The following is a 12,567-nucleotide window of genomic DNA, read 5'->3' as shown; positions in this document are numbered from 1 at the left end:
CGTAGTGCGCGCGGTTGCCAGCCCCGATCAACCGGCGGTGCCGATCGCGGCGCAGGCGAGGAACATCAGGAAACCCGCGAACCGGTTCGCGCGGAACTTGATCAGCCCGTCCAGCCCGTCATCGGGATCGAGCGCGGCCACCTGCCACAGCAGATGCGCCGCCACCGGCAGCAGCGCCGCCAGCGCGATCCAGTCCGGCCGCACCAGCCAGGTCGCCGCCGCCCAAAGCGCGATCGCCGCGACATAGAAGCCGAGCACGCCGCCGCGCACATGGCTGCCCATCCGCCGCGCGGAGGAACGGATGCCGATCAGCGCGTCATCCTCGCGATCCTGAAGCGCGTAGAGCGTGTCATAGCCGATCACCCAGCAGATCGATCCGGCATAGAGCAGCAGCATCGGCGGCTCGACAGCGCCGCGCACCGCCGCCCAGCCGACCAGCGCGCCCCAGGAGAAGACCAGGCCCAGCCAGGCCTGCGGCCACCAAGTGATGCGCTTCATGAAGGGATAGGCGGCGACCGGCGCGAGGCTGGCGAGCGCGATCACCTGCGCGACGCGATCGAGCCGCAACAGCACCGCCAGCCCGATCAGGCACAACAGCAACAGCCAGCCCCAGGCCGCCTTCAGCGACACCGCGCCGCTGGCGAGCGGGCGGCTGCGCGTGCGCGCGACGCTGCGATCGAGGTCGCGATCGACGATATCGTTATAGACGCAGCCCGCCCCGCGCATGGCGACGGCGCCCAGCAGCAGCCAGAACACCAGGCTCCACTGATCGCGCAGCCCGCCCGCCAGCGCGACGCCCCAGGCGCAGGGCCAGAACAGCAGCCACCAGCCGATCGGCCGGTCGAACCGGGCGAGCAGCGCGAAGGCGCGCAGTTTCGCGGGCAGCGCGCGCATCAGCGCGCCATATTGGGTGTCGGGGACGATCTCTGACTCGGCGCTCATCTCCCCCTATGTACCCGGCCGCGCGGCGCGGTACATAGCGGCATGACCGCAACCCCCGCCTGGCCGCCCGACAGCACCCCCCGCCTGTTCATCGATACCGAGATCGCCAAGGGCGACGAGATCCGCATCGATGGCGGACAGGCGCATTATCTGATCGCGGTGATGCGGCTGAAACCCGGCGGCGCCGTGCGCCTGTTCGACGACCGGACGGGCGAATGGCGCGCGGAGGCCGTCGCGATCGGCCGGCGGGACCTGACGCTCAGCGCCACCGAATTGCTGCGCGCGCGCGAAGCGGTGCCCGATCTGTGGCTGTGCGCCGCGCCGATCAAGAAGGGGCGGATCGACTGGGTGGCTGAAAAGGCGTGCGAACTGGGCGTCGACCGGCTGGTGCCGGTGCTGACGCGCCGCACCGTGATCGACCGGCTCAACGGCGAAAGGCTGCGCACCCACATGATCGAGGCGGCGGAGCAATGCGGGCGCACCGCGCTGCCCGCGCTCGCCGAACCGGTGAAGCTGGCGGCGCTGCTGCGCGACTGGCCGGCGGAGCGCCACCTGTTCTTCGCCGACGAGACCGGCGGCGCCCCCGCCATGGAGGCGATGCGCGCGAATCGGGGGCCGGCGGCGATCCTGATCGGGCCGGAGGGCGGATTCGATCCCCAGGAACGCGACGCCATCCGCGCGCTGCCGCAGGCGGTGGGCATATCGCTGGGGCCGCGCATCCTGCGCGCCGAAACCGCCGCCGCCGCCGCGATCAGCCTGTGGATGGCCGCCGCCGGGGACTGGAGCTGAGGGAGTGGGCTGATGCGGCCCTGGAAATGTGCTCTTCCGCACATTTCCCAAACGAACAATCCGTCATGCGCCGCGCGCATGAAACGACGCTTTCAAAAGCCTCGTCCGCCCGCTAGAGCCGCGCCATGAGCACGAAGACGGTTTCAAAAGGCAACGATCCGGTCATCGAAAGCCGGTCCCAGCTCATTTCCGCGTTCGCCAAGGGCGAAAAACCGGCGGAACGCTGGCGCATCGGCACCGAGCACGAGAAATTCGTCTATCGCAACGCCGATCACCGCGCGCCCGGCTATGCCGATCCCGACGGCATCCGCGCGCTGCTCGACGCGCTGACCAGATTCGGCTGGGAACCGATCCGCGAGGGCGACAATGTCATCGCGCTGGCGGGGCCGGACGGGAATGTCAGCCTGGAACCGGCGGGCCAGCTCGAACTGTCCGGCGCGCCGCTCGAGAATCTGCACCAGACCTGCGCCGAAACCGGCCGCCACCTCAATCAGGTGAAGGAAGTCGGCGCGCAGCTTGGCGTCGGCATCCTCGGCATGGGCTTCTGGCCCGACAAGCGCCGCGACGAACTGCCGATCATGCCCAAGGGCCGGTACGAGATCATGCTGCGCCACATGCCGCGCGTCGGCTCGCTCGGGCTGGACATGATGCTGAGGACCTGCACGATCCAGGTCAATCTCGACTATGCGTCCGAAGCGGACATGGCGAAGAAGTTCCGCGTCGGCCTGGCGCTCCAACCGCTGGCCACCGCGCTGTTCGCCAATTCGCCCTTCACGGAGGGCAAGCCCAACGGCTTCCTCTCCTATCGCAGCCATATCTGGTCGGACACCGATCCCCACCGCACGGGCATGCTGCCCTTCGTGTTCGAGGACGGCTTCGGCTACGAACGCTATGCCGATTACGCGCTCGATGTGCCGATGTACTTCGTCTATCGCGACGGCAAATATATCGACGCGGCGGGCCAGAGCTTCCGCGATTTCCTCGACGGCCGCCTGCCCGCGCTGCCCGGCGAGAAACCGACCGAATCGGACTGGGCGGATCATCTTTCCACGGCCTTCCCCGAAGTGCGGATGAAAAGCTTCCTGGAGATGCGCGGTGCCGATGGCGGCCCATGGAACCGCATCTGCGCGCTGCCCGCTTTGTGGGTGGGGCTGCTGTACGACGGCACCGCGCTCGACGCGGCCTGGGACGTCGTGAAGCACTGGACGATGGAGGAACGCGAGGCGCTTCGCAACGCGGTGCCCCGGCTCGGCCTCGACGCGCCGATCGCGGGCGGCCGCACGCTGGGCGATATCGCGCCGGAGATCGTCGAGATCGCCAGCAGCGGCCTCACCGCCCGCGCGCGGCTCAACAGTTCGGGCGACAATGAAAGCGGCTTCATCGATCCGCTGCGCGAGATCGCGGCGTCGCGCATCGTGCCCGCCCAGGCCCTGCTCAACCGCTATCACGGCGCCTGGGGCGGCGATATTTCGAAGATTTACGACGAAATGAGCTTCTGATCCGCGCGCTTAACAAAGACTAAACCGCTTGGCCGCTAGCTGCCCATATCGGGTGGGGCCAAATGACAATAACGAATCGCGTAAGGAAGGCTTTGGGTCGCGACGAGACGGACGCGCCCACGCCGATGCTCGCGGTCATGGGCCTGAAGGAAGGCGACGAAGGCGCGGCCGCGCAGATCCGCGCGGGCATCCGCCGCACCGTCGGCTTGTTCCCCGCGCTCGCCACGATCTATCTCGCCACCGGCGCGCTCCAGATCGCGCTGCGCATGGTGTTCGGCCATGGCGCACCGGTCGATCACATGCTGCTCGCCGCCGCACCGATCCTGCTCACCCCCGCCGCCTTCGCCATCGTCAATTCCGGCCCCGGCAAGCGGCTGGCGCCGTCGCGCCGCGTGCGCATACTCACCCTGTTCGCGGCGCTGGTCGGCATCGCGCTCGGCGCGGCGCTTACGCTCGACCTGAAGGACGGATCGCATCTCGGCCAGGCGCTGATCGGCGTCACCGCCGGCGCGGCGCTGGCGACGATCGTCGCCTTCGCCTCGCTGCCCGTGCTCGTCATCGCCAGCGTCGCCGGCATGATCGGCGCGATCCTGATGACGAGCGGCGACGCCGCCTATCTGCCCGTCGTCACGCTGCTCGCCAGCATCATCGCGCCGGTGCTGCTGTCGTTCGTGCGCGCCGATCAGGCGGAGATCAGCAAGACGGCGCGCGCGCGCAACGACGCGTCGAAGGCGAACGCTCTGATCGCCATGTTCGAGGAGAATGGCCGCATCTGGTTCTGGGAAACCGATCGCCACGGCCAGCTCACCTACGCCTCGCCCCGGCTCGCCGAATATTTCGGCAGGCAGCCGGCGGACCTGCTCGGCCAGCCGATGGCGAGCCTGATCGTGAACGGCGGCGACGAGGATCTGGCCTCTCCCCATGTCGAGCGCACGATCGGTTTCTATCTGAGCAGCCGGCTGGGCTTTTCCGACCTGCCGGTGCGCGCGGCGGTACCCGGCGAAGGGCGCTGGATGTCGGTGACGGGACGGCCGGTGATCGATACGCTCGGCCAGTTTCGCGGTTTTCGCGGCAGCGGCACCGATTATACCGAGGAACGCAAGTCCGAAGCGGAGATCAGCCGCCTGGCGCGCTTCGATTCGCTGACCGGCCTGCCCAATCGCGCGCTGATGTTCCAGACCCTGGAACAGTCGCTCGGCAATGCCCGGATCAACCCGGCACCCTGCGCGCTGATGCTGCTCGATCTCGACCGGTTCAAGGGCGTCAACGACACGCTGGGCCATCCGGTGGGCGATGCGCTGCTGAAGCTGGTGGCGAAGCGGCTGGAAATGGCGGTGGGCGATGTCGGCCGCGTCGGCCGGCTGGGCGGCGACGAATTCACCGTGGTGCTGCCCGTGGCGCCCGCGCATTCGGCGATCGAGGCGCTGGCCGCCGACGTCATCCGCCGGCTTTCCGAACCCTATATGGTCGAAGGATCGCATATCTCGATCGGCGCATCGATCGGCATCGCGATCGGCCCGCAGGACGGCGCCACGGCGGACGCGCTGATGCGCAACGCCGATCTCGCGCTCTATGCCGCCAAGGCGTCCGGGCGCGGCGCGCTGCGCTTCTACGAACAATCGATGCACGCCAACGCGCAGGAACGCCGCATGATCGAAACCGATCTGCGCCATGCGCTGGCCACCGACGCGCTTCACCTCGCTTATCAGCCGGTCGTATGCGCGTCGGCGGAAACGATCGTCGGGTTCGAGGCGCTGCTGCGCTGGAACCATCCCACGCGCGGGCCGATCTCGCCCGAGCTGTTCGTGCCGATCGCGGAGGAGATCGGGCTGATCCAGGCGATCGGCGAATGGGTGCTGCGCACCGCCTGCATGGAGGCGGCGCAATGGCCCGCGCATGTGCGCGTCGCGGTCAACGTCTCGTCCGTCCAGTTCGCCAACCCCGCCTTTCCCGGCGTGGTGATGAGCGCGCTCGCCGCCTCGCAGCTCGATCCCGCCCAGCTTGAGCTGGAGATCACCGAAAGCGTCTTCCTGAACGACGGGCTGGATACCGACGCGATGTTCGCCGGGCTGAAGGCGCTGGGCGTGCGGCTGGCGCTCGACGATTTCGGCACCGGCTATTCCTCGCTCAGCTATCTGCGCAAGGCGCCGTTCGACAAGATCAAGATCGACCGGTCCTTCGTCGCGGGGGCGGCGGTGCCGGGCAACCGCAACGCCGCGATCATCGGCGCGATCGTCTCGCTCGCCGAAGGGCTGGGCATGGACACCACGGCCGAGGGCGCGGAAACCAGGGACGAGCTGGAGCTGATCCGCACGCTCGGCTGCTCGCATATCCAGGGCTATATCTTCGGCCGGCCGATGTCAGCGCGCGAGGCCGCCGAAAAGCTGAACTGCCCCACCGGCGTGGTGACGCCGCAGGGCTATGAGCGCAGCCGCGCGCCGCGTGTGCGCATGCTGCGTTCCGCCATCCTCCATCACGAAGCGCGCGCCGTGCCCGGCCGCATCCGCAACATCTCCACATCGGGCGCGCAGATCGACGTGGACCGGCCGATGCCGGTGGACAGCGTCGTCGCGATCGACCTTGGCGAAGGCGCGAAACTGGCGGCGACGGTGCGCTGGGCGCAGGGCCAGCGGATCGGCGTGGCGTTCGACCGGCTGATCGATATCGACGCGCTGACCGCGCAAAGGCCGCCGGCGAAACGGGCGGCGGCGCGCTAGAGCATCGTGCGGAAAACTGGGAACCGGTTTTCCGCAAAAACGATGCGATCACAAACATCCGGAGCGGGCTGCGCGCTTCGTAATTTGCACCGCCCGCTCCAGCCGGATATCGGGCTTCGCCGGCTGGCAACTCCAAGCCGGCAGCGATTGCCCGCCTCCATTTTCCCGTCATTGCGGATGAAGCCCGGTAATCCGGCGTGCGCCCAGCATCGGATCGCTCCGTCGCCACACGCCGCGCAACGACGCTCATGAAGCGCGTCGATCGAACCGGAACCGTCAGTCGAGCCCGGCCTGTATCCGCGACAATGCGTCGAAACGACGGCGATAGTGATCGGCCACGCGTTGCCGGTCGTTGCCGATCCGGTCGAGCTCGGCCTTCCATTCGGCCTGCGACCGCCGCAGCGCGGCGCCACCGCGTGCGGCAAGCACCGCATTGTAGAGCAGCGACAGATTATAGTCGGAGATCGCGAGACCGACATCGGAACAGACCAGCGCCCGGCCCGCGCTCAACTTGCCGTCGCATGAGAAGCTCGTGACGCGCGCCACCGCCGCGGGATTGGGTGGCGGCGGCGGTCCGCCGGCAGCGACCGGGCCCGATGCGGAGGCCGATGCCGGCATCGATGCGGAGCCGGCCGCCGACGTCGCGACGGATGCGGACGCTCCTGCGGGCCGCACAGGTTCCACCCTGGACGCCGGTATGCCGGTGCCGCCATCAGGCGCGGGCTGCGCCAGCGTCGCGGCGCGACGAGCGGCCATCTGATCCGCTTGCTTGCGGGCGGCCTCCGCTTCGGCGCGGCGTACCGCGGCTTCCTCATTCCCGGTCGGTTCGCGCGCGAGCCATGAAATGCCGGCCGCCGCACCCGCGATCGTCAATACCGTCATGCCCACGGCGATCAGCAACGGCACGACATAGCCGCGTCCGCGCTTCTTCATCGGACATTCGGCGTCCCGGCAGCGCGCAAGCAGGATCTTGCCTTCCTCACTCTCGAAGGTCAGCTTGCAGCGTTCACAGGCGAGCGCACTCACCGCCCGCGCCCCGTGATGCCCCTGATCAGGCGCGGAATCGGCGCGTTGCGGTCCATCCATTCGGCATAGGCGCGATAGGCGGCATCGGCGCCGAGATGCTTCTCCTCGGTGCGCGCGCGCCAGTAATAGACGCCGCTCACCGCCGCCATCAGCAGCGTGTTGCGCACCGCGTCGATCGGGCTGCCGGTGGTCGCCAGGAACGGCAGGGTGGAAAGCCACCAGAAGCTGTTCTTCGCCAGATAGGCGGGGTGCTTGGTCCAGGCATAGGGGCCATGGGTGAGCACGCCGCGATGGGTGAGGTTGGAGAAGCGCAGCCCGAACGCCACCGTCGCCCAGGCATAGATGGCGGTCAGCCCCACCAGCACCGCGCCATAGACCGCGATGACGCCCGGATAGGCGGCCAGCCAGTCGGACCATTCCGCGGTGCCGACATGATAGTCCAGCGGGCCGCCGTCGCCCATCATGATGAAGGGCGGATAACAGATCAGCGCCGCCATCCAGCCCGCCGCATAGGGGTTGGCCGAACGGATGTGCGAATCGAGCGGCTTCATCGTCAGCACGTAGCCGACGGTGGCGAAGGCGATATCGACCACGAACATCGCGGTGATCAGCCAGCCGGCCAGCATCACCGGGCTCGCGACCATCGCCGCCAGCGGCTCGCGCACCAGATCGCCGAACGCGCCGGGCACGATCGAGATCATGAAGGCGGAGAAGAAGCCCTTCACCGCCCAGGCGCGGAAATGATCGTACAGGACGGTGCGGTCGGTCACGCCATGCCCGATCAGGAACTGGCCGAAGGCATGGGCGCCGTCGCGCGGCTCTGCCAGCCGCCGGTCGATCCAGATCACATAGGGGACGGAGGTGACGGCGAGGATCGGCGCGAGGGTGACGAGCACCTCCATCGCGAACAGGTAGCTGCCGCTCCAATACCAGCGGCCGACACAGTAGAAGACGGCGATCGCGCCCCAGGTCGCCCACAGGCCCGCGATCTTGACCAGACTGATGTCGATCGTCTCGCGGATCGGGCGCGGCGGCGCGGACCAGTCGATCCCCGTGGACGGATTGCGATGGACCTTGTCCACCAGCAGCGACCACAGCACCATCGGCACGCCGCAGCAGATCACGCCGGTCAGCGCGGACAGCGGCCCGTCCATGCCGTAATGCCGAGCGATCAGGATCCAGCCGAACAGGCCGGCAAGGCCCGCCAGCCCCACCCCGGTGCTCACCGCCGAGCGTGGGCGGACATCCGGCGCGGCATCCGCGACGATCATGGCATGCGCGTTCATGCCGTCGATCCCTAAGGAAAAGTGGTAAAATCTTTCATAAGGCGGCCCCAGTTCGTCGCATCGCCAGCAGCCTCCGCCGGGGCTTCGCGGCCAGTGTCCGGTCCCATGCTCAAGCCAGTGTTCAGGCCGGTGTTCAGCCCGGCAGCCACAGCGTCGCGCGCAGCCCGCCTTCGGGGCGGTTGGCCAGCGTCAGCCGCCCGCCATGCTGGAGCGCGATCGCCTTGGCCAGCGCCAGCCCCAGCCCGGTGCCGCCGGTTTCGCGGCTGCGCGACTGCTCCAGCCGGGCGAAGGGTTCGAACATCGCCTCGATCTTGTCCTCGGGAATGCCCGGCCCATTGTCGTCGATCAGGACCGCCACGCCCTTCTCCGCCTTGGCCACGCTCACTTCGGCGCTGCCGCCATATTTGACGGCATTGTCGACCAGGTTGCGCACGGCGCGGGTGATCAGCGTCGGCCGGATCGTCACGGTGGTGCGCGGCATGTCCGCCAGCGACACGGTGTTGCCCAGCGCCTGGAAGTCGTCGACCACCTGATCGAGCAGCGCGGACAGATCGACGCGCGTTTCCGGCTCGCTCGGCCGCCCAAGCCGCGCCAGCGACAATATGTCGTCGAGCGTGCGGTTCATCTCCTCGATGGTCGCGGCCATGCGGTCGCGCTCGGCCTCATCCTCCATGCCCTCCGCGCGCACGCGCAGCGAGGCGAGCGGCGTGCGCAGATCGTGGCCGATCGCGCCCAGCATCCGGTCCTTCTCGTCGAGCAGCCCGGCGATGCGGGTGCGCATGCCGTTATAGGCGGCCACGAGCCGGCGCACGTCGGATGGGCCGCTTTCGGGCACCAGGGTGCTGCTTTCGGCGCTGCGGAATCCCTCGACCGCGCCGGTCAGCTCGCGCAGCGGGCGGGCGACGCGGCGCACGCTCCACAGCACGGCGGCGAGCACGACGAAATAGAGGATCATGGTCTGGAGGAACAGCCAGCCCAGGAAGCGCGGATCGCGCGACGGCAGCCGCGTGATCAGGTTCACCCAGCGGCCGGGGCTCACCTCCGCCGCGACGATCAGATAGGGGCGGTTGTTGCGCCGCTCCGGATCGATCGTGTCGCGAAGCTGCGCGATGCGGTCATGGCCGGGCAGCCGCACCGCCGATCCGGCGGCCTGCGCCGCCTCCACCCGCAGCACCGGCACGCGCAGGTCGTGCAGCGCCACGCGCGCGCGTTCCGCGATATCCTCGCGCCGAGGCATGTCTCCGGTCACGCGGCTCTTGCCCTCGACGACGACGCCGCGGCGCAGCAGCCAGGGGCCGCGCTCGCGGATCATCGGCGTTCCCGCGGCATCGCGCTCGATCGCATCGGCCAGCCGGGCGATCGCGGGGGCCGCCACCTGGATGAGTTCCTGCCGGTCGCGCGCGCGCACCAGCAGGCCGAAATTGATCCCCTGCGCGACGAGCAGCGCGATGCCGACCAACAGCGCGATCTGGCCGGACATGTTCTTCGGCCACAATCTTTCAAGCAGCTTCACCATCACATCCGCGTCACATCGGCAGCGAGGGTATATCCGCCGCCCCAGACGGTCTTGATCAGGTTTGGATTGCGATGATCGGGCTCCACCTTGCGGCGCAGGCGGCTGATCTGGTTGTCGATCGCGCGATCGAACGGATTTGCCTCACGCCCCTGGGTGATGTCGAGCAACTGGTCGCGGCTCAGCACCTGGTTGGGCCGGCTGACCAGCGCCAGCAGCAGATTATACTCGCCCGTGGACAGCGGCACGGAGACGCCGTCGCTGTCCACCAGCGTCCGTTCGCCCGCCTTCAGCACCCAGCCGGCAAAGGCGTAGCTTTCGCTTTCGGGGGCGCGGAGGCGGGCGCCGCCATTGCCCGCGCGGCGCAGGATCACCTTGATCCGCGCGATCAGCTCGCGCGGGGAAAAGGGCTTGAGCACATAATCGTCGGCGCCCATTTCCAGCCCGACGATGCGGTCGGTCTCCTCGCTGCGCGCGGTCAGCAGGATCACAGGGATCTCCCCGCTTTCGCGGATATGGCGGCACAGGCTCAGCCCGTCCTCGCCCGGCATCATGATGTCGAGCACGACCAGGTCGATCGCATAGCCCGCCAGCCGCAAGCGCGCGGTGGCGGCGTCGCCCACCGCCGTCACGCGGAAGCCGTTCTTCTGGAGATAGGCGGCGAGCGGTTCGCGGATCGAACGCTCGTCGTCGACGAGGAGGAGGTGGGGACGGTCGCTCATGGCCTGCCTTCGTTCATGCCGGAGGGGCGGGCGATGCGCAACGGCGCACGCCCGCCCGGATCACGCGGAAAGGATCAGCTTCCCGATCGTTTCGCACGCCATGCCGCGCGCACCGCCTGGCGTTCCTCCAGCGTGATCGTGCCGTCCTTGTTGGCGTCGACACGATCGAACATCGCCAGCGCGGGCGCCTGGAATTCGGCGCGGGTGACGGTGCCGTCGCCATTGGCGTCCAGCTTGCCGCGCATGCCGTCACGGCCGAAACCACGATGCGCCATGCGACCCATGCCGTGCCTGCCGCGCTCACCCCGGGCCTCGGCACGGTCCTTGCGGCGCTCCATCCGCTTCTCGCGGGCGGCGTCGAACTCGGCGCGGCTCACCTGGCCGTTCTTGTCGGCATCGAGCGCGGCGAACATGCGGTCCGCGCGTTCCTTGCCGCGCAGCGCGCGGTCTTCCGGGGTCAGCTTGCCGTCCTTGTCGGCATCCAGCCGGTCGAAACGCGCATCGGCGCGCGCGGTGGCGTCGGCGCGAGTCGTCGGCGCGCCGGGGGCACGCGTCTCGCCGGTCTGCGCCATGGCGATTCCGCCTGCCAGCGCGAGCGCGCCAAGGGCGGAGACAGCGATCACTTTCTTCATCCTGTGGTCCTTCGATGACACGGCCTGCCTGAATAGCCGCCGATGAGACGGCTTATCGGGCAGACATGTCCTCAAATTATCGCGGACCGGCGGAAATTTGTCGCAATTTGTCGCACCCCGGATCCGCGATCCGGGAGCGGACGGGCCTTATTTCAGCGACAGCAGATAATCGGCGATCTGCGCGGCGACCTTGGGATCCTTCTGCCCGGCATAGACCATCTTGGTGCCCGGCACGGTCTTGCGCGGATCGGTGACGAACGCGATCAGCTTGTCACGCGTCCAGGTGATGTTCGACTGCTTCAGCGCGGGCGAATAGGCGAAGGTGGAAACCGCCGCCTTGCGGCCGCCGACACCCCACAAATTGGGGCCCATCGCCGATTTCTCGCCCGCATTCACCTTGTGGCAGACCGCGCACATCGCGAATGCCGGCGGCTTCTGTCCGGGCGCGGCGGAGGCCGTCGCCGGGATCGACGCCAGCGCGAGCAGACCCAGCCCGGCGGTGAAACCAAACGCTTTCTTCATGAACATCCCTCTCACGAACGAATCCTGTTCCATCCCTGCGCCGGTGGACATGAATGCAGCGTGGCCGCTCGGCAAGTCCTTTGCCAACCGCCCGAACGCCGATGACGGCTTGCCCCGTCGCCCCGCCGCCCCCATCTCCGCCGCGCTGGGCACGGGCAAGGAGACCCCGATGATCGAACTTCATTACTGGCCGACCCCCAATGGCCACAAGATCACCATCGCGCTGGAGGAAATGGGCCTGCCCTATGCCGTCCATCCGGTGAACATCGGCACGGGCGAGCAGTTCGCCCCCGAATTCCTGAAGATCAGCCCCAATAACCGCATGCCCGCGATCGTCGATCCGGACGGGCCGGACGGCAAACCGATCTCGATCTTCGAATCCGGCGCGATCCTGCTGTATCTGGCGCGCAAGACCGGCCTGTTCGGCGGCGCCAACATGCGCGAGCGGGCGGAGGTGGAAAGCTGGCTGATGTGGCAGATGGGCGGCGTCGGCCCGATGGCAGGCCAGGCCAATCATTTCCGCCACTATGCGCCGACGATCGAGCCCGATCCCGAAAAGCTGCGCTATGGCCAGGATCGCTACACCAACGAGATGAACCGGCTGTTCGGCGTGCTCGACACCCGGCTGGCCGATCGCGACTTCGTCGCCGGCCCGCTCTCGATCGCCGATTTCGCGATCTGGCCCTGGGCGGTGCTCGCCGATCGCGTCGGCCAGGATCTCAACGATTTCCCCAACGCCAGGGCCTGGATCGAACGCTGCGGCGCGCGCGAGGGCTTCGCCAGGGGCCGCGCGGTCGGCGCGGAGCTGCGCAAGCCGCTGGAAGCCGATACCGAGGAAGGCCGCAAAGCCCGCGCCCTCCTCTTCGGCCAGACCGCGCGGCGCTGATCTGCGGCGGCATTTGCGCCAGCCTTATTCACT

11 protein-coding genes are annotated in these 12,567 nt (G+C 68.4%); 4 read left to right on the top strand and 7 right to left on the bottom strand.

The window, feature by feature from the left end; genetic code table 11:
• Positions 1-27: 27 nt before the first annotated feature.
• Complete coding sequence (gene ubiA / locus K7G82_RS07815; protein WP_222989292.1) at positions 28-942, bottom strand: 4-hydroxybenzoate octaprenyltransferase; 915 nt, start codon at positions 940-942, stop codon at positions 28-30.
• Positions 943-984: 42 nt separating this feature from the next.
• Here ubiA and K7G82_RS07810 point away from each other — a divergent pair, with 42 nt between their 5' ends.
• From K7G82_RS07810 to K7G82_RS07800, 3 genes are all read left to right on the top strand, one after another.
• Complete coding sequence (locus tag K7G82_RS07810; protein ID WP_222989291.1) at positions 985-1,731, top strand: 16S rRNA (uracil(1498)-N(3))-methyltransferase; 747 nt, start codon at positions 985-987, stop codon at positions 1,729-1,731.
• 125 nt (positions 1,732-1,856) lie between these two features.
• Entirely contained in the window at positions 1,857-3,230 is a 1,374-nt protein-coding gene (locus tag K7G82_RS07805; protein ID WP_222989290.1) for a glutamate--cysteine ligase, read from the top strand.
• Positions 3,231-3,322: 92 nt separating this feature from the next.
• Positions 3,323-5,947: an EAL domain-containing protein gene (locus tag K7G82_RS07800; protein WP_246623376.1), complete on the top strand. Its 2,625-nt coding sequence runs from the start codon at positions 3,323-3,325 to the stop codon at positions 5,945-5,947.
• A 276-nt stretch (positions 5,948-6,223) separates the two neighbouring features.
• Here K7G82_RS07800 and K7G82_RS07795 read toward each other — a convergent pair whose 3' ends face one another.
• The 6 genes from K7G82_RS07795 to K7G82_RS07770 form a co-directional block, all read right to left on the bottom strand.
• Positions 6,224-6,973 (bottom strand): lysozyme inhibitor LprI family protein, encoded by a 750-nt coding sequence (locus K7G82_RS07795; RefSeq protein ID WP_222989289.1) that lies wholly within the window; start codon positions 6,971-6,973, stop codon positions 6,224-6,226.
• Entirely contained in the window at positions 6,970-8,259 is a 1,290-nt protein-coding gene (locus tag K7G82_RS07790) for a methyltransferase family protein (RefSeq protein ID WP_246623375.1), read from the bottom strand. Before K7G82_RS07790 ends, K7G82_RS07795 begins: the two co-directional genes overlap by 4 nt.
• A gap of 133 nt (positions 8,260-8,392) precedes the next feature.
• The gene (locus K7G82_RS07785) at positions 8,393-9,772 is read right to left on the bottom strand and encodes a sensor histidine kinase (protein ID WP_425517251.1); all 1,380 of its coding nucleotides are present in this window, start codon (positions 9,770-9,772) and stop codon (positions 8,393-8,395) included.
• Between the two features lie 2 nt (positions 9,773-9,774).
• The gene (locus K7G82_RS07780; RefSeq protein ID WP_222989287.1) at positions 9,775-10,494 is read right to left on the bottom strand and encodes a response regulator; all 720 of its coding nucleotides are present in this window, start codon (positions 10,492-10,494) and stop codon (positions 9,775-9,777) included.
• A 74-nt stretch (positions 10,495-10,568) separates the two neighbouring features.
• Positions 10,569-11,126 (bottom strand): EF-hand domain-containing protein, encoded by a 558-nt coding sequence (locus K7G82_RS07775; RefSeq protein ID WP_222989286.1) that lies wholly within the window; start codon positions 11,124-11,126, stop codon positions 10,569-10,571.
• A 147-nt stretch (positions 11,127-11,273) separates the two neighbouring features.
• Complete coding sequence (locus K7G82_RS07770) at positions 11,274-11,648, bottom strand: c-type cytochrome (RefSeq protein ID WP_222989285.1); 375 nt, start codon at positions 11,646-11,648, stop codon at positions 11,274-11,276.
• A gap of 169 nt (positions 11,649-11,817) precedes the next feature.
• On the opposite strand from K7G82_RS07770, the gene K7G82_RS07765 reads away from it, so the two are divergent.
• The gene (locus K7G82_RS07765) at positions 11,818-12,534 is read left to right on the top strand and encodes a glutathione S-transferase family protein (protein WP_222989284.1); all 717 of its coding nucleotides are present in this window, start codon (positions 11,818-11,820) and stop codon (positions 12,532-12,534) included.
• Positions 12,535-12,567: the final 33 nt, after the last annotated feature.

This window comes from Sphingomonas colocasiae, from assembly GCF_019880585.1.
GTDB classification, from domain to species: Bacteria; Pseudomonadota; Alphaproteobacteria; order Sphingomonadales; family Sphingomonadaceae; genus Sphingobium_A; species Sphingobium_A colocasiae.
This window is presented reverse-complemented; position numbering and strand designations above follow the sequence as displayed.